This window comes from Alistipes sp. D31t1_170403_E11 (genome assembly GCF_015553985.1).
In the GTDB taxonomy this organism is placed as follows: Bacteria; Bacteroidota; Bacteroidia; order Bacteroidales; family Rikenellaceae; genus Alistipes; species Alistipes montrealensis.
Genome location: NZ_JADNHQ010000002.1, coordinates 517,744 through 540,866 on the forward strand (window position 1 = coordinate 517,744; position 23,123 = coordinate 540,866).

General features: G+C 55.7%; 17 protein-coding genes and 1 tRNA gene. 8 read left to right on the plus strand and 10 right to left on the minus strand.

Annotation, left to right across the window (positions count from 1 at the left end):
• Positions 1-2: 2 nt before the first annotated feature.
• From I2E69_RS05415 to I2E69_RS05440, 6 genes are all read right to left on the minus strand, one after another.
• Complete coding sequence (locus I2E69_RS05415; protein ID WP_195459610.1) at positions 3-857, minus strand: endonuclease/exonuclease/phosphatase family protein; 855 nt, start codon at positions 855-857, stop codon at positions 3-5.
• A 55-nt stretch (positions 858-912) separates the two neighbouring features.
• Complete coding sequence (locus I2E69_RS05420; RefSeq protein ID WP_195459612.1) at positions 913-2,523, minus strand: calcineurin-like phosphoesterase C-terminal domain-containing protein; 1,611 nt, start codon at positions 2,521-2,523, stop codon at positions 913-915.
• A gap of 65 nt (positions 2,524-2,588) precedes the next feature.
• Entirely contained in the window at positions 2,589-5,135 is a 2,547-nt protein-coding gene (locus I2E69_RS05425) for a hypothetical protein (RefSeq protein WP_195459615.1), read from the minus strand.
• Between the two features lie 29 nt (positions 5,136-5,164).
• Complete coding sequence (locus I2E69_RS05430) at positions 5,165-5,545, minus strand: hypothetical protein (protein WP_195459618.1); 381 nt, start codon at positions 5,543-5,545, stop codon at positions 5,165-5,167.
• 20 nt (positions 5,546-5,565) lie between these two features.
• Positions 5,566-7,284 (minus strand): RagB/SusD family nutrient uptake outer membrane protein, encoded by a 1,719-nt coding sequence (locus I2E69_RS05435; RefSeq protein WP_195459620.1) that lies wholly within the window; start codon positions 7,282-7,284, stop codon positions 5,566-5,568.
• Positions 7,285-7,314: 30 nt separating this feature from the next.
• Complete coding sequence (locus I2E69_RS05440; protein WP_195459622.1) at positions 7,315-10,245, minus strand: SusC/RagA family TonB-linked outer membrane protein; 2,931 nt, start codon at positions 10,243-10,245, stop codon at positions 7,315-7,317.
• 512 nt (positions 10,246-10,757) lie between these two features.
• Between I2E69_RS05440 and I2E69_RS05445 the strand changes: the two genes are divergently transcribed.
• The 8 genes from I2E69_RS05445 to I2E69_RS05480 all read left to right on the plus strand — a co-directional run bounded on the left by I2E69_RS05445 (position 10,758) and on the right by I2E69_RS05480 (position 19,571).
• Positions 10,758-11,666, plus strand: coding sequence for an AraC family transcriptional regulator (locus I2E69_RS05445; protein WP_195459625.1), 909 nt, complete (start codon positions 10,758-10,760; stop codon positions 11,664-11,666).
• Between the two features lie 1,140 nt (positions 11,667-12,806).
• Positions 12,807-14,294, plus strand: a complete 1,488-nt coding sequence (locus tag I2E69_RS05450) for a rhamnulokinase (RefSeq protein ID WP_195459628.1) — start codon at positions 12,807-12,809, stop codon at positions 14,292-14,294.
• A gap of 38 nt (positions 14,295-14,332) precedes the next feature.
• The gene (locus tag I2E69_RS05455) at positions 14,333-15,586 is read left to right on the plus strand and encodes an L-rhamnose isomerase (RefSeq protein WP_195459631.1); all 1,254 of its coding nucleotides are present in this window, start codon (positions 14,333-14,335) and stop codon (positions 15,584-15,586) included.
• A 6-nt stretch (positions 15,587-15,592) separates the two neighbouring features.
• Entirely contained in the window at positions 15,593-16,618 is a 1,026-nt protein-coding gene (gene rhaT, locus I2E69_RS05460; protein WP_195459634.1) for an L-rhamnose/proton symporter RhaT, read from the plus strand.
• A gap of 12 nt (positions 16,619-16,630) precedes the next feature.
• On the plus strand, positions 16,631-17,422 hold the full coding sequence (rhaD, locus tag I2E69_RS05465) for a rhamnulose-1-phosphate aldolase (RefSeq protein ID WP_195459637.1): 792 nt from the start codon (positions 16,631-16,633) through the stop codon (positions 17,420-17,422).
• 313 nt (positions 17,423-17,735) lie between these two features.
• Entirely contained in the window at positions 17,736-18,362 is a 627-nt protein-coding gene (locus I2E69_RS05470; protein WP_195459639.1) for an RHS repeat domain-containing protein, read from the plus strand.
• Between the two features lie 7 nt (positions 18,363-18,369).
• On the plus strand, positions 18,370-19,056 hold the full coding sequence (locus tag I2E69_RS05475) for a hypothetical protein (protein ID WP_195459641.1): 687 nt from the start codon (positions 18,370-18,372) through the stop codon (positions 19,054-19,056).
• 17 nt (positions 19,057-19,073) lie between these two features.
• Entirely contained in the window at positions 19,074-19,571 is a 498-nt protein-coding gene (locus tag I2E69_RS05480) for a toxin-antitoxin system YwqK family antitoxin (protein ID WP_195459644.1), read from the plus strand.
• Positions 19,572-19,681: 110 nt separating this feature from the next.
• On the opposite strand, the gene I2E69_RS05485 is transcribed toward I2E69_RS05480, so the two are convergent.
• The 4 genes from I2E69_RS05485 to I2E69_RS05500 form a co-directional block, all read right to left on the minus strand.
• Positions 19,682-19,765: transfer RNA gene (locus I2E69_RS05485), tRNA-Leu, on the minus strand.
• 135 nt (positions 19,766-19,900) lie between these two features.
• Complete coding sequence (locus tag I2E69_RS05490) at positions 19,901-21,886, minus strand: S46 family peptidase (RefSeq protein WP_195459646.1); 1,986 nt, start codon at positions 21,884-21,886, stop codon at positions 19,901-19,903.
• A complete protein-coding gene (locus I2E69_RS05495; RefSeq protein WP_195459649.1) occupies positions 21,883-22,479 on the minus strand; it encodes a Maf family nucleotide pyrophosphatase in 597 nt (198 codons plus the stop codon). Before I2E69_RS05495 ends, I2E69_RS05490 begins: the two co-directional genes overlap by 4 nt.
• On the minus strand, positions 22,479-23,114 hold the full coding sequence (locus I2E69_RS05500; RefSeq protein ID WP_195459652.1) for a fumarylacetoacetate hydrolase family protein: 636 nt from the start codon (positions 23,112-23,114) through the stop codon (positions 22,479-22,481). The genes I2E69_RS05495 and I2E69_RS05500 overlap by 1 nt, the downstream gene beginning before the upstream one ends.
• Positions 23,115-23,123 lie beyond the last annotated feature (9 nt).

The following is a 23,123-nucleotide window of genomic DNA, read 5'->3' on the forward strand; positions in this document are numbered from 1 at the left end:
TTTTATTGTAGTTTGATGTCGGTAAATACGGGCAAATGGTCGGAAACGAGGTTCAGTTTGACGGAGCCTGAGAGCCGTACCACCTGTGACTGCACCACCTGGTATTTCGCATCGTTCTTGTAAGCCAGGATATAATCGAGGCAACGGTCGGGTTTGTTCGCCGGGAAGGTCTGCTGCGTGGCCGAGATGACTTTCCATTTCTGCTGGTAAAGGGCTATCGTCTCCGATTCGGGCCGGGCGTTCATGTCGCCCGCCAGAAAAATGGGTTTCGCCGAATTTGCGTAATGGTTGTCGACATAATCGTTGATCACGGCGATCTGCCCCGGGTGCGCCGCTCCGTTGGAATGTTCGAGGTGGGTGGCGAGAAATACGAAATCGTCGAATTCCAACACGCACATCACCCTTCGCTCGGTCCCGACGCCCTGGGGTAGGAAGACATAGTCTTTGGCAATGGCTTTTTTGCGGGAAAAAGCCGCCTCGCCGTAGCGGCCGCCGGTAGGGTGCGGATCGAGCGCCGGGCCGAAAATATAGTCCCAGCCACCCATAACTTCGGCGAAATGCTTCGGTTGGTCGATGCCGTCCGTGCGCGGTACGCCGTCGTCGATCTCGTTGACACAGACAACGTCCGCTTCGATCTCTTTCAGGAAATTGCCGATCGCCGCGTAGGCCCGGTCCGGGGCGGGGAAGTTCTCCGCATCGTATCGGAACGTCGCCACATTGTAGGTGACCAGGCGGATGACGCCTTCTCCCTTGCCGTCGCCGGGTGTTTTCGGTCCGTCGTCGTCTTTGCCGCAGGCTGTATTCAGGCAAAGCCCGGCGGTGCATGCGAAGAGTGCCAGTTTTTGGATTGCAGACATGTTTTTTCGCGTTTTTTGCGCCGGATCCGTCAGCCCGACGGGTCCGGCGTGTTTGTTATCGGTTCAGGTAGGGATTCTCGTTTTTCAGCAGCGAAACGCCTTCCGTTACATCGGTCGTAAACTCCGAAGACTCGTACTTGTTGTTGTAGCGGTCCGTAGCGACCACCTTCACCTCGGCATTCCTGTCTTTGAGCTTGTAGGAGTAGAGGTGCGTGCAGGTGACGGTGACGGCTACCCAGCGGTTGATGCGGGTCTCGTAGGTGTTGCCTTCGTGCACGGCCATGCCCCACATGTCTTTCATGCTGATGCGCGACATGCTGCCCGAATATGTGCCGTTCTCGTAGACGGCGATGTCCCATTTTGGGTCGGCGTTCCAGACATTGGCCACGATCACGTCATCGCCCAGCCCGAACGTGTAGTCGTACTGTACGTCGGCGCTGCCTGCGCCGTACAGGTCATTGGGGTTGCCCCAGCCTTTGTAGACCTGGTTGCCGCGATAGAGGCGGAATTGGAAACTGCGGTCGTGTTTGGTGGGCTGGAAATAGGCGTTCTTGATCGAGTTACCCGCTATTTCGTGAACCATGAATCCCTGCGGCGTGGCGTCGTTGTTCAGGTTGCTCCACCAGCAGGAGCCGCTTGCAGCACTGTGGACATGCTCAAAATAGGTGTCGTTTTCAATATTGCGGTGGTCGTGCGTGTGGCCGCAGAATACATCGATCGACTTGAACCGTTTGAGTATGTCGAGAATCCGTGCCGAGTTCCTCGAACTGTACATCGGGACATGGCAGAAGAGGATAACCGAACGGTCCGTGCTGACAGGCGCTACCTGCTGTTCGAGCCATGCGGCCTGTTCGTCGGTGAAGCCTCCGTGATAGTCGTAGCCGTTCTCGTAGATGACGTTGTCCATGCCGACGAAGAGGTAGTTGCCCATATTGAACGAGTAGTCGGTCGGTCCCCACAGCGTGCTGTGATCGTTGGTGTTGCGGGGGCGCGTCGGATCGGAGGCGTAACGCATCTTGTCGTGATTGCCGACGACGGAGAATACCGGGGCGCCCGTCGAGCCGAGGTTCAGCCGTGTGGCGGCCATGTAGTCGAGGTTGTCCTCGACCATGTCGCCCATCGTCAGGATAATGCAGGGCTTAGTCTGTTTGCTGACCGTGCTTTTGAGCGTGGGGACGGTTTCCGTCGAAAACCGCTCGTTGTCCACAGGAACCTTCACCTGCGGATCGGCTATGCCGATTACGGTGAAGTCGGAGGCATTGCCCGTGCGTTTGCGCAGGCAGAAGTCCTGGCGGTGCACACCTGCGTTTTCGGGGATTTCAGCGTAGAATTTCGCCGCGGAGCAGTCCTCCGCCACTTCGATCTCATAATCCCAGGGCGTCGAGTAGTAGACGAATTTCGCCTCGGGGTTGCGTTTGATTTGGTAAATGCCGTAGGTGTTGGTCGCTACGCTGGTCGTACCGTCGCTCACCACTACGCCGCGGATGGGTTTGCCGTTGGTGTCGGTGATCTGTCCGTAGAGATCCTTGCCGACGGCGGGTTTCACCTCGATTTGCGAGTAGTCGATCTCGCCGCCGCCTTTGCCGCCCTGCTCCTCTTTTACGCCGCAGCCCACGGCGAGGAAGGCCCCCAGCATACACATTGTCAATATGCGGAATGTTTTCATTGTTTTCGGTCGTTTTTTTGTTTTTGCTGCTCCAGGTCCCGGCAGGAGCCGGGAGCACCTGCTGACTATTGGTTGTTTTTCAGAATTTCCGTGATTTTCGAACGGTCGTTCTGCGACGCCTCGGTTGCGGTGTCCTGAAGGGTCGGGTCATTCACGCTGCCGGGATCGGCGGCGCGCACTTTGTGCGAGAAGGCCCAGACGTTCTGGACACAGCCCGCCTTGTTGACCTCGGCTTTGAGCGCCCCGGTATTCCGGCAGTTCTCGAAGTTGTAATACTGCACGTTGTTCTCGTTGGCCGCGGCCACGACGCAGACGCCTGCCACGATCGGGAAGGCCCGGCCCCCGTCCAGCGCGGTGCGCTGGGTCGTCAGGTCGAAATCGCCGTTGTTCGTGCAGTTTTTCACCTCCGAAACGACCGATCCGTTGTTCTGACCCGTCGGATTGTCCGCCCGTCCGGCGATGCCGCCCGCTGCGAGCGAGAGCACGCCGCCGAGCTTGCCGTTGTTCGTGCAGTTCTCGATCCGGGTTCCGGCGAAATAACCGGCGATGCCACCCAGGTAGTTGCCTGTTTTCAAGATGGTGATGTCGCCGTCGTTGGTGCAGTTCGTGAGCGTTGCCGAAACGCATTTCTCGATGCCTCCGGCGATGCCGCCGACAAAATGCGCCGCTATCGTCAGGTCGGCTTCGTTGCGGCAGCCGATCAGGTCGATCTTTCCGGTCGCCGCGTCGCCCTGGTCGGGACGGGCGCCGAGGATGCCTCCGTAGAAGTCGAAGTTGGTGTTGCAGGTCGAAGCGTCGATCACGCCGCGGTTGACGCAGTTTTCGTAGGTTCCGTAGACGGCTCCGGCAATACCTCCGCACGTGATGCGCAGGCCGCTTTTACCTTGTCCGTCGATGGTGATCCTGCCGGTGTTCGTGCAGTCGGTGAAAGTTCCGGCGAAGGTTTTGCGGGTTCCGCCGACCAGGCCGCCGATGAACTTGAAGGCGCCGCAGTCGTTGCTGGTCGGGGCGACCAGGATGTCGGAGGCGTTGGAGCAGTTGGTGAATGTGATGCCTCCGGCGTCGTCCACGTGGCCCACCAGTCCGCCGAAGTAACGCATCAGGCCGTTCTTCATGGTGATCGAGCCGCCGATGGCGTGGCAGTCGGTGAATATCACGGCTCCTTTGGCCAGGCCGACGATGCCGCCGTAGCGCGTGTCGTCGAATTTGGACCAGGTCGTGGGCTCGTAGGAGAAGTCTACAGCGACTTTGACGCCCGTGAACCGGGCTCCTGCGGGCGCTTCGCTCAGCACGCCGCCGCAGGCCGCCCAGTTGGCGGCGTCGGAATTCCTGATCGAGCCTTTGACTGTGATGTTCTTGATCTCGGCCGTTCCGGTCATTTTGTGCATCAGGATGCCGTAATAGCGTTCCGAGGTAACGATCTCGGCCGAAACGGTATGCCCCAGGCCGTTGAACGAGCTTTCGAAGGTCTCGTTCTTCTCGACGAACAGGTAGGGGCGGGCCTTGTACCCGAAGTCGATGTCGTCGAGCAGTACGATCTCGCCGTTCTGCATGTAGGGGGAGAGCCCCGCGGCGTTCTTGTCCTTGAGGTAGGCGCTGTAAGCCGTGCGGAAGGCCGTGGCCTCAGCCTCGCCGGCGATGCCGTCCAGCCGCACGTCGATCGTGTAGGTCTGTGCGAATTCTTCGTCGCCCAACTCGTTGTAGGTTTTCAGTATCACCTTCCCGCTGTACGCCGTGTGGTTGTCGGGGCCGGGGGCCGTGATGATGATCTTCTTGGCGGTGACATCGGGCGCGACCTCCCAGCCTTCCGGCTTGTCGGCGATGACGATATCGGCGACATATTGTCCCGTATAGCCGATTGCGACGGGCGTTTCGAACTTGAAGCGTGCGTTGTCGGTTTCCAGCGTCATGGCTGGGTCATGGGCATCGACGGCGGTTCCCCGGAACGTTGTGGTAGCGCCCCGCTGTCCGCGTACGCTCAGCGGGGTGATCGAAAGGTCGCCCGAAAGTACGGCGCCTTTGTCCTCTTCGTCGGGCGAGGTGATCGTGAAGAACGTTTCCCCCTTCTTGTAGTTGCCCGTCCAGCCCTCGGGCAGTTGGAAGTCGAAGCCGCCGAAGCTCTCGTTGGCCGTGAATGCATAGCTGCGGGTCGAGGCATAGGCGAATTTCGTCGCTCCGGGGTTTTCGAATCCGAAGTCGAGACGCACCTCGGCGGCGGCTACCGTAACGGTGTAATTCGTCGTGCGGCCTGCGGGCGACGTGAGCGTGAAGACGATGTTGCCGCTCTCGTTGCCGTCCAGGTAGGCGGCCATCGGCGGTTCGATGATACACTGTTTGTCGCGGAGGTTGGTTTTGATGATCCAACCTTCGGGACGTTCCGTCGTCGCGGAAGCGATGTTTTCGGCCTTGACGATATAGCTGCGCGGGGTCCCGAAGACGAACTCCTGCGTCCCGCTGACGGGCGTGTCGTCTTCGACGAGTTCAAAGACCATCGTGCCTTCGTTCAGCTTCTCGTCGTCGGATTCGCATGCCCACAGACCGGCCGAGCAGAGGACGGCAGCCATCGCGTAACTTATAATACGTGAAATGGTTTTCGCTTTCATTTTACTCATTCATTGAAGTTTGTATTCGTTTTTCCGGTTCACAGGGCAACGACTTTTACCACATAGTCTGTCTCTTGGTTGTCGGGGCCGGTCAGGCTGACTACGATCTCGCCCGAGGTTTCGCCGACTTCTACGCTGGCCGGTGCAGAGATCACCACCGAACCGTCGTTGCCGCCGTTGTAGAACTCGGCTTCCCAACCGAAAGGTGTAACGATCTTCATCGTTGTGACATACCAACTGTGCAGTTTATACTCCTTTGTTTCTCCGAATTTGAATTGCTGGGTGCCCTCCAGTTGGAAAGCCCCTTCGTAGAGTTGGAACTGGATTTTGCCGTGCGGTTCCTCTTTGTCGAGTTTGCAGGAGGTCATTCCGAAGGCCAGCAACAGAACCGCTCCCATCGATATTGTTTTCTTCAACATAGCTTTGTTCGTTTAATTCGTTAATAACCGGGGTTCTGCTCCATATTGGGATTCATGGACATTTCCTCGGCCGGAATGGGCCACAGGTAGTCGCGTTCGTTGAACACGCGTACCTTCGCCTGATGCTGTTTTCCTGTATTGGGGTTGTAGGCTCCGAGGACGGGGCCGTTCATTACCTGCGTGCCGATCTTCCAGCGGCGGATGTCGAACAGGCGGTGGCCTTCGAAGGCCAGCTCGACGCGGCGTTCGCGGCGAACCAGTTCGCGCAGTTTCGCCTGCGTCTTATACTTCTCGCGGTCGACTTCGGGCATGCCTGCACGGGTGCGGATGTCGTTCAGGTAGGTGTAGATGTTCTCGTCAGAAAGCTGGTTCAGTTCGATGGCCGCTTCCACGTAGTTGAGCAGCACTACGGCGTAGCGCATCAGGTAGAAGTCGTTGATACCCTGCGTGTCGCCTCGCTTGTCGACCCAGTCGCGGTAGTTGCCCCATTTTTTCACCCAGTAGCCTGTCATCGATGAGTTGATGCGGCCGACCTGGTCGAGGCTGCCGGAGGTCCAGGGGTCGGGGCGTACGTTGATGAAGCTTTCGTTGGGGAAGAGAACGGTGGCTTCCAGACGCGGGTCGCGCGGAAGCGCTTTCGGGTTGCGGATCAGCGCGTCGCGCGTCGCGTCGTCCAATTCGTCGAGCGTGCGCCCGTCGAGCAGTTCGTATTCGTTGACCAGCGAGGCCGTCGGCGAATCGACCGAGCCGCCGGATGTGTTTCCGTACGGAGCCAAACGGGCGCGGACCTGCTGGGCACCGTTGTTCTTGATGAAGATCGCTTCAGTATTGTTGCCGGCGGCGGTTCCCTCGAAGTTCTTGGCGATGAACAGGGTCGAGTAGGCGCTGTGGTGTACGGCATAGGGAGCCGTACCCTCGTCGGTTTCGACGCGCATGAGTTGATATCTGCCCTCGTCGATCACTTTCGAGGCCCACTTTTTGGCGTTCGCCCAGTCGCCGACGTAGAGGTAGAGATAAGACATGTAAGCGTAGCAGGCGTCCTGCGTCCAACGCCAGGCCTCGGTGGCCGTGTATCCGGGACCGCCTTTTACCGGCAGGTTGCCGGCTGCGGTTTCGAATTCGGCGGCGATCCAGCTCACGATCCGGTCGGCGCTCTCGCGGCTCAGTTCCTGTTCGGAGGGCAGCGTGGGGGTCTCGACGATGGGAATGTTCCCGAAATGCAGGAAGAGGTCGAGGTGGTAGAAGGCCCGGCAGGCGCGCGCTTCGGCGGCCATGCGCGTTACCTGCGCCTTGTAGGAGGTGGGGACGAATGCTCGGTGGTAGTTCTCCAGAAACCGGCAGGCGCGGCGGATACCCCTCCAGCGGTTGAACCACAGCGTGCGGGCGAGGATGTCGCTGGTGGGAACCGTACCGCTGTCGTAGCTGCTGAAATTGATGTAGTCGGGACTGCCGATGCAATTGTCGGTGAGGGCCTCCCGCTCCACGATCGTGTTGCTGGCGGCTCCGGGAGTGGTGGAACTGTCGTCCGAGTTCTGGTAGAGGATCAGCCCCGAAGGAATGGTTTTGTAGATGCTGTTCAGGGCGGTGTTGAGCTGTCCGACCGTCTGCCACCACTCCTCTTCGGTGGTGTCGTTGGGTACGTCTTTCTGGAGGAAATCCTCACACCCTGTCAGGATGGTTACGCTTCCGAGCAGGAACGCGGCCGTGAGGCATTTTGCGATTTTATGCTGAAATTTCATACGTGTATGCTTTCTTTTGGTTAACAGGGATTAAAACCGTACGTTCAGGCCTACGGAGTAGGTGCGGAACATGGGGTAGGTGGAGTAGGTTCCCTTGCTTTCGGGGTCGATCAGTTCGACGTTGGTGAAGGTGAAGGGATTCTGCACGTTGGCATAGATGCGGATGCTTTCGGCGCGGATTTTTTTGGCCAGCCACGGGCAACTGTATCCCAGTTGGATGTAGCGTACGCGCAGGAAAGCGCCGTTTTCCCGCCAGAAGGTCGAGAAGAGTCCGTTGTTGCCGGCCTGGAGCGTCGGGCGCGGGAAGCGGGCCGTCTGATGATCTTCGGTCCAGTAGTCGAAATGCCACTGCTGGGGTTTGCCGCCGTTGTCGCCGTCGAGCGGGTTGGATATCAGGTTGGTGTAGAAGACGGGGACCGAACCCACGCCGTTGGCCTGTGCTTCGAAGTCGAGGTTTTTCCACGAGAACGACAGATTCATGTAGTAAACCGATTCGGGATCGACGCGCCCGATGGGCACGCGGTCACTGTCGTTGATCACCCCGTCACCGTTCATATCGACGTATTTCACGTCGCCGGGCTGCTGTGACAGTGATGCCGAATTGTAACCGCCGATGATTGGGTAGTTGTTGTCGATGTCGCGCTGGGTCAGCAGGCCGTCGGCCACGTAGCCGTAGTATTCGGTGATGGCACGGCCCTGTTGGTAGATTCGGTCGCCGGAGATGATTTTGTTGTTGATCACCCTCGTCAGTTTGGATTTGGTGTAGGAATAGCCGACGTTGAAGCTGATGCGCGTGTGTTTGTTGAAATTGTGGTTGTAGCCCGCACTGATCTCGAAACCGTCGACTTTCGCGTCGCCGGCGTTTTGGAACGAGTTGAGTAACGCCGAGCTGAGCGTCGAGGGGGTGTTGACGATCAGGTCGGTGGTCTTCTTGCGGAAAACGTCGACGGTGAAGTCCAGTTGGTTGTCGAAGAAACTCAGGTCGAGACCGGCGTTCCAGATCGAGACGACCTCCCACGTGAGGTTGGGGTTGCCGTTGACGGTCTCGTTGCCGCTGCTGCTGACGAGGCTCTGGTATTTGTAGGGGCTTACGTGGTTGTTACCCAGTTTGCCGTATGAGAGGCGCAGCTTCATCGTATTGATCCAGTTGACATCCTTGAGGAACGACTCGTTGGCGATGTTCCATCCCAGGGCGGCCGAGGGGAAGAAACCCCACTTGTGGCCCTTGTCGAAGAGCGACGAGCCGTCGCCGCGGGCCGAAACCTCCAGCATGTAACGGTCATCGTAGCTGTAATAGGCTTTTCCGAAGAACGAAACCAGTGTTACTACATCCCAGGCGTTGCGCATGTCGTATTCGGCCGACCAGCCGCCGATCAAGTTGAGCGTGTGGCCGTTCCTGAAATCCTTGTTCCAGTCGAGCATCAGGTTGGCCGTCCAGTACGACTGGCGGTTGGGGTAGGAGGTTTCGCTCATCTTGCCGCTGTCGAAAACGATGTCGTCGGTGAAGTAGTCGATCAGCTGGAAGGCCGGGCGCGTACGGCGCGTGAGTCCCGACGAGAGGCGGTAGCCTACCTGGCCTTTGAGGACCAGCTCCGGGATAATGTACCACGTGGGACGGATGTTCAGCGTTACGTAGTCCTTGAACTCTTCGCGCTTGATACCCTTTTGAAGGTTGTAGAGCGGATTCTGCACGGTCTGGTAGATGCCGTAATAGACCATGTTCTCGCGCTGGCCCTCCTTGCGGGGATAGATGCCTGCGACGGTCGGCGGCGTGCGGTAGATAAAATCGATGAGCGACCTGTTGGTGGTGTTGGGCTGGCGCTGGGTGTCGCGGTTGACGAAGGCGTCGACATAGGTGAAGAGCGTCTTCGAGAGGTTGATGGTCGTGTTCAGGCGTACCGAAAGGCGTTCGAAGCCGTTGTCCATGTATTTATAGATGCCGTCCTGCTTCATGTATTGCGCTGCCAGCGCGAAGCGGGCCGTAGTGTTACCGCCCGAGACGCTGAGGTTGTGCTCCTGAATGTTGGTGAATTCGTGCATCGTCTCCTTTGTCCAGTCGGTATTGGGGAAGTTGATCGGGTCGGAGCCGTTGCGCGTGGTCTCGATCATGATATCGGTATAGCTCGGGGTGGCGCCGCTGTTGACCGAGGCGGCGTTGTAGTAGTTCATGTAGTCGACGGCATCGCCGAACTTGGGCATGTAGAGGGGCTGCTGTATGCCGTAGTAGCCGTTGTAGCCCACCTGCACGCGTCCTGCCGTACCGCGTTTGGTCGTGATGACGATTACACCGTTACCGGCTTTGGCGCCGTACATCGAGGCTGCCGAGGCGTCTTTGAGCACCGAGATCGACTCCACGGTCGAGGGGTCGAGCTTGTCCATGTCCGACTCGAAGCCGTCGATCAGGATGAGCGGGTCGGAACCCAGCAGCGACGCGACGCCGCGGATTTTGATCTTTGCACCATCGCCGCCCGGCATACCCGAGCTTTGCGATACGAAAACGCCGGTCGTGCCGCCCTGGAGGGCTTGCGACAGTCGGGTGATGGGTTTGTTGGTGAAATTAGTGTTTTCGACGATGCCGACTGACGATGCGATTTTGACTTTCGCCTGTGAGGTCATGCCTGTTACGACGACCTGCTCGAGCGCTGTGGCATCTTCGGCCAGCGCGATCGACATGTTCGATATCGACGAATTGACGCGGACCTCTTTGGTCTGGTAACCGAGATAACTGACGACCAGCAGATCGCCTTTTTTTGCCTTGATGGAGAAGAAACCGCTGCCGTCGGTGGTCGTCCCCGCAGGAGTTCCCTTTACGATAATGGTGGCGCCGACGAGCGGTGTGGGAGGTTCTTTGGTGTCGACTACCACACCCCGGACGGAGAGTAGATCACCCCCCCCCTCTTGCTCGGCTGCCCGGACGTATTGTGCATCCAGCAGCAGCAGGCTCACGCAGGCACAGAGCAACTTAAAGCAGATTGTCGCTCTTCTTCGGATAAAAGTAGAACTTTTTTCATTCATAGAGTTAAGTGTTAGGTTAATTGTTTTCGGTCGATTGTGGTTTGCTTTTTTATGTTTTGGTCGCAGCGATCATTGTTTCGAATGGAATAGTGTTATAAAGGAAAGAGCGTGTTTTCTGTTTGTGGTTTTATTGCTGTAAACAAATGTATGCTGTATTTTCCTATCGTATATGCTGATTTTGACACAAGTACTTTGTTTTTTGACAAAAATAAAAACGCGTTTCTATTATGGCTTTCTTTTGTCGCTTCCAACTGATTTTTTGACTATTTCTAAAAATAAACCGTTTGTACGCGTCTGAAAGGGGATTTCTGGCTTTTTGTCTTCGGTGGAGAACTTTCTTTTTGTGATTTCTCGGGGGATTTTCCAGGTAGGGTATTATAAAATATTGCAATTGTGACACGGCTGATTCTGCTATTTTTTTCTATCTTGCAAAATCGCTAACCTAAACTTTTTCCGGTATGGACGACTCGATCCATATACAATATCTGGCAATCAGCCAGACCGACTTGAACTGGGGCATGACGACCAATTCGGTCGGTTTCCAGAGTATTGCCCCCGGCATGGCCTATCCGCCCGACGTGCATCCGTCGCGTTACAGTTTTTCCACGAATTACGGGCGTATCCTCAATGAATTTCAGTTGCTTTATATCACCCGCGGCAAGGGCCATTTTACCTCCAGGAGCATTGGCGCGGACCATTTCGTCCCTCTTTCCAAAGGCAATATGTTCCTGCTCTTTCCCGGCGAATGGCACAATTACAGCCCCGACGGAGAGACGGGGTGGGATGAGTTCTGGATTGGATTTCAGGGCAGCCACATCGATTATTGGATGGCCAACAATTTCTTCCACCGGGAGAAGCCGGTCTATAATGTAGGTATTCACAGCCGCATCGTGGAACTTTACCAGCAAGCCATCCAGGTCGCTGCCGAGCAGAAATCGGGATTCCAGCAGATTTTGGCCGGAATCGTCAACTACCTGCTCGGGCTGGCTTATTCCTACGACAAGAACTACGTGTTCGAAACCTCGGAAATACTGACGCAGATCAACCGGGCTAAGATTCTCATAACCGAGCGGTTTAAGGATATTCATCCGAAGGAGATTGCCGCCGAGTTGCACATGAGTTATTCGAACTTTCGTAAAATTTTCAAGGAATATACCGGGTTCGCCCCGGCGCAGTATATTCTGGAAATACGGCTTACCAGATCGAAGGAACTGCTCGCGAATACGCCGATTCCCATCAAGGAGATCGCCTACATGATGGGATTTGAGAATTACGAATATTTTTTCACGGTTTTCAAGAAAAAGAACGGCACGACGCCGACGGCTTACCGCCAGTTAACGCAGGGAAATTTCCGCATCGGGGAGTGATCTTCAATCGGATTATAAAGAAAGTCCGTTCCGATTTTGACGCGATTGTCGGCGTTGGGAATCATAAATGACAAATCTTTTTCGTTGGCCCCGATCTGGTTGTGGTTCACTGTCGGCCGGATGCTCGTTGCCAAACCTGCCGTATGGATGTCCCGGGTTAGTACTTCGCACCTGTTTTTGCGGGATATGACCTTGACCGTTCCGGCGGTGAAGGCACACGCTATCAGACTTGGAACCGGTCGTTCTCCAGACTCTTCGTTGCGATAGAGAGCCGATGTACCTTGGGGCGCCGCCCCAAGGTACATCGGGCTCGTCGGTATGGACGCGAAAGGATCGTTCGGCTTTTCGCCGCTTCGAGGTAGATTTCGCTGCTGACCGGGATATCACAGGTCGGGTCGGAAAGCGTTCTTGCGCCTTGTCGCGGGTGAGTTTGCAGAAGACATCGTGGATGGCGTCCATGCAGGTATCCTTCGGAAACCCGAGTCCCGCTCCGTAGTTGTAGAGTGCATTTGCATACCTGTTGTACAGGCCGGATAAGCTATCCGGGCCGTCGTTGACGGGAATGCCTGTGACAGAAGCGCTTGACATCTCTTTCTGAAATTATCGAATATGGGTTGCGGTTTGATACCGGCGCCAATCGGTTGACGCCCTCCTGTGCCGTAATGCGGCAAAGGCGTGTTTCCTCCTCGGCTGTGTGTTCGTACGGATTCGGAAGAAACATTGCGGCAAGTTATCAAGAAAATCTCGAACGTGCAGGAGCGCAAAACGAAAAGATGATTTGCAGGAGGGTTCGGACGCGGATTTTCGCCGATGCCGGCCTTGTCGAGGACGGGTGGATTTACCACCGGGAGTGGCTGCCGGCCTTGTTGAATCGTGCGTCCCGTGACTTCGGTGCATGTCTGAATCCGGTATCGTGTCATTTATTGGAATTTTTCTGTCAAAATGATTAATAATATTTGTGTAAATCCGCTCTAATTTTGTTTAAAACTTAAAATTGCTCCTATTGAACCCGAGCATTAACCTAAATTTCACCCGTCTATGAGCAGGAGGCAAGTCGCAGAAAAAGCAAAACCGGTCCTAATCCTTTTTGTCCGGAGTATCCGTAAAAAAGCGCTTGGAGAAGACTAATTTTTGCCGAAAATGAACCCTCAACATTTCATTGCGTTCGATCTGGGCGCCACAAGCGGCCGAACTGTTCTGGGAATGCTTTCGAACGGGGAACTCCGTATCCGGGAACTGACCCGCTTCCCGAATCAGACACTGCCTTTGGGCGGTCACTTTTATTGGAACATATTTTCGCTCTACGAGTACTTGTGCGACGGGCTCAGGGCTGCTGCGCGCGAAGGTGTCGCGATCACTTCGGTCGGGATCGATACGTGGGGTGTCGACTTCGCATTCGTCGGCGGCGACGGTTCGTTGCTGGGAATGCCCTATGCCTATCGGGATCCTCATACGGAGGGAGCTCCGGCCGAGTATTTCGCCAACGTGCTGTCTCGTAGGGAAGTGTATGCCCGCACGGGGATACAGATCATGCCCTTCAATTCGCTCTACCAGCTTTATGCCCTGCGAAAAAAAGGAGCGTCGCAACTGGCGGCAGCGGCAAAACTGCTCTTCATGCCCGATGCACTGAGCTACCTGCTTACGGGCGAAATGGTTACCGAATACACGATCGCCTCAACTTCGCAGTTGCTGAACCCGCGGACAAGGAAGATCGAGCCTGAATTGCTGGAGGGGATGGGAATCGACCCTTCGCTGTTTTGCGATATCGTGATGCCCGGACATCGGATCGGCCTGCTGAACGAACATCTGGCGGCCGAAACCGGTGTGGGCCGGATTCCCGTCGTAGCCGTGGCGGGACACGATACGGCGTCGGCCGTAGCGGCCGTGCCGGCCGAAAACGAGCACTTCGCTTATCTTAGTTCCGGCACTTGGTCGCTGATGGGAATCGAAGTACGCGAACCGGTGATTGACGCACGCACGGCAGCCTGCAACATCACCAACGAAGGCGGTGTCGGGGGTACGACGCGCCTGCTGAAAAACATTACCGGCATGTGGCTGCTGGAGGAGTGCCTCAAAGCGTGGGCGCGCGAGGGGAAGGAATATACCTATTCCGAGTTGGTCGGGATGGCCTGTTCGGCCGTGCCGTTCGGGGTCTTCATCGACCCCGACGATGAATCGTTCGCTCATCCGGGGTGTATGCCTGCCGCGATTGCCGAATACTGCGTGCGGACGGGACAAAAGGTGCCGCAGACGCATGGGGAGATGGTGCGTGCGATTTTCGAGGGTCTGGCCCTGAAATACCGCATGGTGCTCGACGAATTCCGGTCGCTGACTCCGTTCCCGATCGAGAAACTTCACGTCATCGGCGGCGGGTCGAAAAATGCCCTCCTGAACCAGTTTACGGCCGATTCGATCGGGATTCCGGTCGTTGCGGGCCCGGCTGAAGCGACCGCGATCGGCAATATCATGATGCAAGCCTGGGCGGCAGGCCGGGTCGGGTCGCTGGCCGAAATGCGCCGCCTGATTGGCCGCTGCGTTCCGACCGAGACGTTCCTGCCCGGCGACACCCGGGCGTGGAACCTTGCGTATGAAAAATTCAAAGCCCGGATCACAGGCGTGACTGCATGACAAGAAAATAGCGTAATAACAATCATTCAACAATCAATATGAAACAGGATCAAATCACCAAAGCCTACGAGGCCGCCCGGATGCGTTATGCCGAAATGGGCATCGATACCGACAAGACTCTTGCTGCCTTGCAGCAGATTTCACTCTCGCTGCATTGCTGGCAGACGGACGATGTGACGGGCTTCGAAAATTCCGGAGGCCAGCTCACAGGCGGCATCCAGGCCACGGGCAATTACCCCGGCAAGGCCCGCAACATCGACGAAGTGCGCGCCGACATCGAGAAGGCCAAGAGCCTGATCCCTGGCAGCCACCGCCTGAGCCTGCACGCCATTTACGGCGATTTCAAGGGTAAAAAGGTCGACCGTGACCAGATCGAACCCGAACATTTCCAGAGCTGGATTGACTGGGCCCGCGCCAACGGCATGAAGCTCGACTTCAACTCGACTTCGTTCTCACACCCCAAGAGCGGTGACCTTTCGCTGGCCAGTCCCGACAAGGCGATTCGCAATTTCTGGGTCGAGCACACCATCCGCAGCCGCCGTATCGCCGACGAGATGGGCCGCCAGTTGGGCAGCAAGGCATGCCATAACATCTGGGTTCACGACGGGTCGAAAGACCTGACGGTGAATCGTTACTGCTATCGTTCGTTGCTGAAGGAGTCGCTCGATCGGGTTTTCGAACACAAGTTCGCCCATGTCAAGGATGCCGTGGAGTGCAAGCTGTTCGGCACGGGGCTCGAAAGCTTCACGGTCGGTTCGCACGAGTTCTACATGGGCTATGCAGTCAGCAACGGCCTGATGGCGACGCTCGACATGGGGCACTTCCATCCGACGGAGGACGTGTACGACAAGATTTCGTCGATGCTGCTCTTCTCGCCCGAAATACTGCTCCACGTGAGCCGTCCCGTACGCTGGGACAGCGACCACGTGGTGATCTTCAACGACAGCGTACAGATGCTGGCGCAGGAGATTGTCTGGGCCGGGGCGCTCGACCGGGTGAATATCGGACTGGATTACTTCGATGCTTCGATTAACCGGATCGGCGCTTATGTCATCGGCAGCCGCGCCACCCAGAAGGCGTTCCTGCTGGCGATGCTCACGCCGATCGAAAAATTGCGCGGATACGAGGCCGACGGTCGCTATTTTCAGCGCCTGGCGCTCCTCGAAGAGAGCAAGTCGCTGCCGTGGGCCGACGTTTACAACTATTTCTGCCTGAAGAACGGTGTTCCTGCGGGAGAGGACTATATCGCCGAGGTGGAGACGTACGAGCGCGAAGTCACCTCGAAACGTTAGCCGACCATGAACACGTTTCTCGGCTTGTTGATCATTGCCGTCGGCAGTTTCGGACAGTCCAGTTCCTATGTGCCCATCCGCAAGGTGAAGCAGTGGAGCTGGGAGAGTTTCTGGCTGGTGCAGGGCACCTTTGCGTGGCTGTTGTTTCCTTTGGCGGGAGCGCTGGCCGCCGTACCTTCGGGCGCTTCGCTTTTCGCCCTGCTGGGCACCGGGGGCGCGCTGAAGGCGGTTGTCTACGGCGCTTTATGGGGTGTCGGGGGACTGACGTTCGGACTGTCGATGCGCTACCTGGGCGTAGCGCTCGGGCAGTCGGTGTCGCTGGGGACCTGCTCTGCGTTCGGGACGCTCCTGCCCGCGCTGTTCGCCGGGACGGATCTGCTCCACGGTGACGGACTGCTGTTGCTGTCGGGTGTATGCGTCACGTTGGCCGGCATCGCCGTGATCGGTTATGCGGGGTCGCTGCGCGCACGCAATATGAGCGAGGAGGAGAAGCGGGTTACTGTCCGCGACTTCGCCTTGACGAAAGGTTTGCTGGTGGCCTTGCTGGCCGGTGTCATGAGCGCCTGCTTCGCGCTGGGGCTCGATGCCGGTGCGCCGATTCGTACAGCCATGCAGGCCGCAGGAGCCGATGTCCTCTATGCCGGATTGCCTGTGATTCTGCTCGTGACATTCGGTGGCTTCCTCACCAACGCGGTTTACTGCCTGCGCGAGAACCTGAAGCACCATACGGGCCGTGAATATTTTGCCGTGAAAGGCCGTCAGTTTGCCGTGAACCTGTTCTTCTGCGCACTGGCCGGCGTGTTGTGGTATTCGCAGTTTTTCGGGCTTGAAATGGGACGGAGTTTCCTTGCGGGCACGCCCGTCCTGCTGGCGTTTTCGTGGTGTATCCTCATGTCGCTCAATGTACTGTTTTCCAATTTCTGGGGGATTGCCCTCAAAGAATGGAAGGGGAGCGGTGTGCGGGCGGTCTCGATGCTGGTGCTGGGTCTCGCGATTCTGCTTTTCTCGATCTTTTTCCCTTCGCTGTTTTAAAATCTGCAAATCATGAAATACAACGAACAATTGGCGGAACGTATCGCCGAAGTGGCCGAAGTGGCCGGATACCTCTGGCAGAAAGGCTGGGCCGAACGTAACGGCGGCAATATTTCGTACAATGTCACCGATGTGGTCGACGATGCGGTCCGGGCCCTGACTCCGCTGGGCGAATCCATCGCCCTGGCGCGTCCGGTTGAAAACTTGCGCAGTCATTTTTTCCTGGTGACCGGTACTAACCGCCGGATGCGCTATGTCTCGTCCTCGCCGATGGACAATATGGCGATCATCCGTATCTCCGACGACGGCCGTAGCTATGCGATCGTGGCCGAAAAGTATATTCATCCCACATCGGAACTGCCGTCGCACCTTTCGATCCACGATTACCTGATCGGCAAGGGCTGCAATCAGAAAGCCGTGATTCACACCCATCCCACCGAACTGGTGGCGATGACCCACAACGAGGCGTTTCTGGGTAAGGATATACTGAGCAGGCTGTTATGGAGCATGATTCCCGAAACCCGGGCGTTCTGCCCCAAAGGGGTGGGCATCGTCCCCTATACGCTGCCGGGCTCGATCGGGCTGGCCGATGCGACCATCGTGCAACTCGACGAATACGACGTGGTGCTTTGGGAGAAGCATGGCGCGCTGGGTGTGGGCGAAAATGTCGTCGAACCTTTCGATATGATCGATACGCTCTCCAAGTCCGCCCAGATTTATATGTCGGGCTGTGCGATGGGCTTCCAGCCTGCGGGCATGAGCGACACCCAAATGCAGGAACTGAAAGATGCGTTCAACCTTTAAACCGATCCGTTAGTGCTGTCGGCAGAATCATTCTCAACGGGAATGGATGCCCTGACGCACGCCATCGAAGGCTATATCACCAAGGGGGGCGTAGACGCTCCGATATGTTCGAATTTAAGGTCGTCGAACTGATCGCTCTCTGCCTGCGGCCGAGGCGCAGTATATCGTGGACATGTGCTCTTCGAATGTGGGGCTCGGATGGTGTACGGCATGGCGTATCCATTGCTTACGATGGCCTTTTCTGACATAATACATTGTGCAGCATCCGGTCAATTTGTCGAGCGGGGCCTTTCATATGACAAAAAACGGTAATATGATCCACGATGGCGCCAATAATCTCGCTTTGTTCTACAACCATTTGAATTTGACCGAAAAAGCAGAACAAGACGGTGCGACGTTGGTAAAATATTCGTATCTTTCGGATAATACTAAACTTGCGGCCCTGGATACAGGAGCCAACGGACTGTATTACCTGGGTTCTTTGGTATATGAGTCCTGTAACGGGGTTTTATCGCTGGAGAGTGCCGCTTTTAGCAGTGGACGAATTTTTGCCGCTGCGACAGCTGGAGGCATAAGTTATTCCCCGCAGTATCATTTGACCGATCATCTGGGGAGCGTTCGGGTAATTGTCGATAATGCAGGAGAGGTTGTCGAACGCAACGACTACTATCCGTTTGGACTTCGTTGGGATGAAGGTTTGCTGTCCGGTAACCGTTACCGTTACAATGGCAAGGAAGAACAGTCGTTTATTGGATTGCCTTATACAGATTATGGCGCTCGAATGTACGAGTCAAGGTTTGGTCTCGGCTGGAACGGAAGCGATCTGTTGGCGGAAAAATATTATCCGGTAAGTCCGTATGTATATCCTGAGATAAACAATTATTCTCAAGATTTAGTTAAATATCAAAAACGACAGCAAAAAATGTTAAATGCAAAATAAAATCAATATGAAAAAGATAATATTTTTGTTTATACTAGTTTGCCTATTTTCTCATGTCGCTTTATTGGCTAAAGAGAAATTATCCGGCGTCTATTATAACAAATCCGGCATGTGTATCAAAATAGAGAATGGTGTGTTTTATTTTATCGTTCCCCAGGCCCCTCCGGTATTATATAATAATGATACCTTGTTGCAAAGTACTATCAAACGGGTCGATGATCATTTTATAGAATTGAATTCATCTGTTCCGGCTTATGTTGTTGGACACAAAGGGCTGAGTATAACTCAGTCTTATGATCCCAATGTTCAGGATAGTATAAAAGTGTCTTTTTCGATCCCGTATCAGAGAAGTGATTTGAAAATAGAAGTTTATACAGGAACTTTCAAAACATATCGTCTGACTTATTCGAAAAATAATAAAGAATTAAATATTCCAAGTGATGCGAAATCAATTCAATTTCATATTTCCCCTGAATATTTATTGCAACATTCTTTCGAAGGGTTATTTTATGGGGTTGTCGGATTTGACTCGAATGAAGCATATCAGATTGACGGCGATACTAATTCCATAAAGATTGAAATACCGGGAGTGGATGATTCTTTTTTCGAAAGATATTATGCAAAAGGTGAGTATGCAAGAATAGAGGGTGATTCTATCATTTGGAAGGGGGATACTTTTGTAAAAAGAAATTAATCGGGGCTATTGGGAGCATGCGTAAATTAATCGTAGTTGTGGTATTCGGGTTGTTCTTGAGTGCAGCTTATGCACAAAAGCCGATGAGCGATGTCAGGTTAATTCGGTCATATTTGCCCGATGGCGGGGAACGGGTTTACATGGCAATCGATTCGGTAATGCACGGTCTATGTATTTATTACGATTCATTAGGGCGGCGCGAGATTGAAAGTTGCTATGTGAATGGAGAGCAGACGGGGCCATTTATTCTCTATTATCCCAATGGTAATATTTCCCAAGAATCCTATTGTGTAAATGGAGACTATAATGGAAAATCTGTTTATTATTATAATGATGGGAAGACGGAACGAGTAACTAATTGGAAAATGGGGCTCCGGGATGGCATTGAAGAAACATACATTGAAGATGGGCGTTTGGATAAACGTCTTCTATACCGAAATGATACTTTGATTTATATTTTAGAAGATCATCATTATCTGCCTTTGCCGCCAACGGTTAAACCATTGTATAATTGATTATAGAAAAAGGTATATTGCGATATAATCAATTTTTTCAGGTTGTTTGACTACTGAGAAAAAGAAAAACTCCAACTGGCTGATAATCAGTTGGAGTTTCTTTTGTTTTGTGCCCAGGACAAGACTCGAACTTGCACAGCGTAACCGCCACTACCCCCTCAAAGTAGCGTGTCTACCAATTTCACCACCTGGGCATTACATTCCCGAATACAACTTTCGGGAGTGCAAATATAGATACTATTTTGCGAATCGCAAAATTTTTGCGTGAAAAACGTTAAAATTTGCGAAAGGGCCGTGCAGGCATTCCTGCACAGGCCCCGGGCGGTGCTTTATTTGAGTTTCATCTCCTTGAGCAGGTAGCCCGCGCCGCCGACGCGGTCCACGACGAACAGCACGTAGCGGATGTCTACGGCGATGTTGCGGCAGATCGTGGGGTCGAAGGCGATGTCGCTCATCGTCGAACGCCACGTGCGGTCGAAGTTGATGCCGATGAGTTCCCCTTCGGCGTTGAGCACCGGTGAACCCGAGTTGCCGCCCGTCGTGTGGTTAGTCGCCAGGAAGCAGACCGGAACCGTCTTGCGGCCGTCGATCACCGTGCCCCAGCGGCCGTAATTCTTCGAAGCGTAGAGGTCGCGCAGCGACTGCGGAATATCGTAGTCGTAAATTTCGGGATTGTCCTTGGCGATGATGCCGTCGAGTGTCGTCTGCGGTTTGTGGTACTCGCCGTCGGCATACTCGTACCCGGCCACGGAGCCGTAGGCCACGCGGAGCGTCAAATTGGCGTCGGGATAGAAGGCCCGCTTCCGGTCCCATTCGCGCAACCCTTTTATATAAGTAGTGTAAAGATCGTTGAGGATTTTGCTGTTAAGGTTGCGCAGCGACTTGGTTCCCAGCATCCACGAGATATGGTCGAGCATGCGCTTGGTATCTTGCCGAAGCAGGACGGCGGGCTGCATGGCCACGCTGTCGGAGCCTTCCCATACGGCTTCGAAAAGGGCGTCGGCGTAGGCTTCCTGCGATTTGTAGCGGGCCATGCCTTCGGCGTAGGAGGGCGTGCGGTAAACCTTCGGGCAACGGCCATATTCGCGGAACGCATGGCGCCAGAGCGCCTGTTCGGTGGGCTTGCGCCGGGCGAAGCACTCCTCGGCCCGTTCTTCGGGTGTGTAGGCTGCGGGCAGCGTTCCGAGCGTTTCGCGCGTGATTTCGTAAGCGAAATAGGCGTCCATGATCCGGTCGTATTCGACGCGCAGACCCATCACTACGCCGGCGTATTCGGGGTGTCCCACGGCGGCGAGTCCGAACTGCGTCTCGTAATCGAATTTCGAGGCGACGGTTCCGCGGCGGTTGATGCCCAGCGCTTCGCCCTGCCATTTTTTCCAGGCGTTGGCGATCGAGGCGTGCTTGGCGGCGTAGTGGATGCGCAGCGCGGGGTCCGACTCCTGCGCTTTGGAAATGATGTCGAGGCGGCCCGTGCGAATAGCGATTTTGGCCGGGTCGGAACGCTCGGCGATATAGGCTACCGCGTCCGACAGGATGTACTCCTGCGTGTTGCCCGGGAATCCGTAAATCATCGTGAAATCGCCCTCTTTAACCCCTTTCGTGGATATACTGAAGTGTTTCTTCGGACGGTAGGGAACGTTCTGGGGCGAGTAGGCCGCTGGTTTGTTGTCCTTCGAGGCGTAGACGCGGAACATTGAAAAATCACCCGTGTGGCGGGGCCATATCCAGTTGTCGGTGTCGCCGCCGAACTTGCCGATCGACGAGGGCGGAGCGGCCACGAGGCGCACGTCGTCGAACTGTTCGTAGACGAACAGGAACTGCTGGTTGCCGTAGTACATCTGCTCGACCGAGGCTTTGTAGCCCGTGCCTTCGGCCTCGGCCTTTTTGACGATCTCATCCGCCGTTTCGCCTGCCGCCATGCGGTCGGTCACCTCCTCCATGCGGACGAGGAAGCGGACGTAAAGTTTTTCGTTGGGCAGTTCCTCGGCCCGGGACATGGCCCAGAAACCGTTGGTCAGGTAGTCGTGCTCGACGGTAGAGTGCTTTTGGATGGCATTGTAGCCGCAGTGATGGTTGGTGAGCAGCAGGCCTTCGGGCGAGATGAGTTCGCCCGTACAGCCGCCGTTGAAAAGAACGACGGCATCCTTCATCGATGCTTTGTTGATCGAATAAATGTCTTCGGCCGTGAGGCGGAAGCCTTTTGCGCGCATGTCGTCGATGCGTCCGGAGATCAGGCTCGGGAGCCACATGCCCTCATCGGCCAGTGCGGGCAGGAGGGCGATCGCGGCGAGCAGGGTCAGCAGGGTGCGTTTCATGAATCTAAAAATTTATCTAATTCGGTGTATACTTTCTGGATGGGGAGTCCCATGACATTGTAGAACGAGCCTTCGATGCGTTCGATGGCCGCATAGCCGATCCACTCCTGGATGCCGTATGACCCCGCTTTGTCGAAAGGACGATAGGTGTCGACGTAGTGTTTGATCTCTTCGGCCGCAAGCGTTCGGAACCAGACGCTGGTCCGTACTTCGAACGAGTGCATCCGCTGGGCCGTGCGCAGTGTGACGCCCGAAACGACCGTGTGGCGGCGTCCCGAGAGGCGGCCGAGCATCCGCAGGGCGTCGTCGCGGCTGTGGGGCTTGCCCAGGACCTCGCCGTCGAGCACGACCACCGTGTCGGCGGTCAGCAGGATGTCGTTCGGGGCGAGCGGCACGGGGTAAGTTTCGCTTTTCAGGCGCGAGAGGAAAAGCGGGACCTGTTCGGCCGGAAGGTCTTCGGGGTAAATCTCCTCGCAATCATATTTCGGGGCGAGTTCGTACGGAAGCCCGCAGCCCGTCATCAGCTCCCTGCGCCGCGGCGACTGCGAAGCCAGCAGCAGGCGGAAAGGTTTGAGTTTGTCGTTGAGCAGCATTATCGTATGTCGAAATTTAACAGTTCGCGTCCTTCGAGTGCCGCACACAGGTTGTCGCCGGGCTTTACCGGTCCGACGCCGGCCGGCGTTCCCGTGTAGAGCAAATCGCCCATGCGCAGGGTCATGTACTGCGAGACCGAGGCGATGATGCGGTCTACCGTGAAGAGCATTTCCGCTGTGTCGCCCCTCTGGCGGCGCTCCCCGTTCACGTCGAGTGTGAAGTGCAGTTTCTGGATGTCGCCGCCCAGTTCGGCCAGCGGGATGAACTCCGGCGAGATCGCCGCCGAGCGGTCGAAGGCTTTGCAGCTCTCCCACGGCAGGCCTTCGGCAATGGCTTTCCGCTGGAGGTCGCGGGCCGTGAAGTCGATACCCAGACCCACTTCGTCGTAATAACGGCGGGCGAAACGCTCCGCAATGGCCTTGCCCACGCGGTTGATCCGCACGACCAGCTCACATTCGTAATGTATCTCCTGCGAGAAGGAGGGTACGTAGAACGGGTCGTTGTTGCGCAGCAGCGCCGTGTCGGGTTTTAGGAAAAACAACGGTTCTTCGGGGAGTTTCCCGTTGTCGTTCAGTTGCTCGTGCAACTCGGCGGCATGTTCGGCGTAGTTGCGGCCTATGCAGATGATTTTCATGCTCTCTCC

What these genes read in the sequence shown, in the direction of transcription:
- I2E69_RS05450 (WP_195459628.1), top strand. Translation starts at nt 12,807, where the DNA reads ATGAACCCTCAACATTTCATTGCGTTCGATCTGGGCGCCACAAGCGGC.
- I2E69_RS05415 (WP_195459610.1), bottom strand. Translation starts at nt 857, where the DNA reads ATGTCTGCAATCCAAAAACTGGCACTCTTCGCATGCACCGCCGGGCTT.
- I2E69_RS05425 (WP_195459615.1), bottom strand. Translation starts at nt 5,135, where the DNA reads ATGAGTAAAATGAAAGCGAAAACCATTTCACGTATTATAAGTTACGCG.
- I2E69_RS05455 (WP_195459631.1), top strand. Translation starts at nt 14,333, where the DNA reads ATGAAACAGGATCAAATCACCAAAGCCTACGAGGCCGCCCGGATGCGT.
- rhaD (WP_195459637.1), top strand. Translation starts at nt 16,631, where the DNA reads ATGAAATACAACGAACAATTGGCGGAACGTATCGCCGAAGTGGCCGAA.
- I2E69_RS05475 (WP_195459641.1), top strand. Translation starts at nt 18,370, where the DNA reads ATGAAAAAGATAATATTTTTGTTTATACTAGTTTGCCTATTTTCTCAT.
- I2E69_RS05480 (WP_195459644.1), top strand. Translation starts at nt 19,074, where the DNA reads ATGCGTAAATTAATCGTAGTTGTGGTATTCGGGTTGTTCTTGAGTGCA.
- I2E69_RS05420 (WP_195459612.1), bottom strand. Translation starts at nt 2,523, where the DNA reads ATGAAAACATTCCGCATATTGACAATGTGTATGCTGGGGGCCTTCCTC.
- I2E69_RS05430 (WP_195459618.1), bottom strand. Translation starts at nt 5,545, where the DNA reads ATGTTGAAGAAAACAATATCGATGGGAGCGGTTCTGTTGCTGGCCTTC.
- I2E69_RS05470 (WP_195459639.1), top strand. Translation starts at nt 17,736, where the DNA reads ATGATCCACGATGGCGCCAATAATCTCGCTTTGTTCTACAACCATTTG.
- I2E69_RS05500 (WP_195459652.1), bottom strand. Translation starts at nt 23,114, where the DNA reads ATGAAAATCATCTGCATAGGCCGCAACTACGCCGAACATGCCGCCGAG.
- I2E69_RS05490 (WP_195459646.1), bottom strand. Translation starts at nt 21,886, where the DNA reads ATGAAACGCACCCTGCTGACCCTGCTCGCCGCGATCGCCCTCCTGCCC.
- I2E69_RS05495 (WP_195459649.1), bottom strand. Translation starts at nt 22,479, where the DNA reads ATGCTGCTCAACGACAAACTCAAACCTTTCCGCCTGCTGCTGGCTTCG.
- I2E69_RS05435 (WP_195459620.1), bottom strand. Translation starts at nt 7,284, where the DNA reads ATGAAATTTCAGCATAAAATCGCAAAATGCCTCACGGCCGCGTTCCTG.
- I2E69_RS05445 (WP_195459625.1), top strand. Translation starts at nt 10,758, where the DNA reads ATGGACGACTCGATCCATATACAATATCTGGCAATCAGCCAGACCGAC.
- rhaT (WP_195459634.1), top strand. Translation starts at nt 15,593, where the DNA reads ATGAACACGTTTCTCGGCTTGTTGATCATTGCCGTCGGCAGTTTCGGA.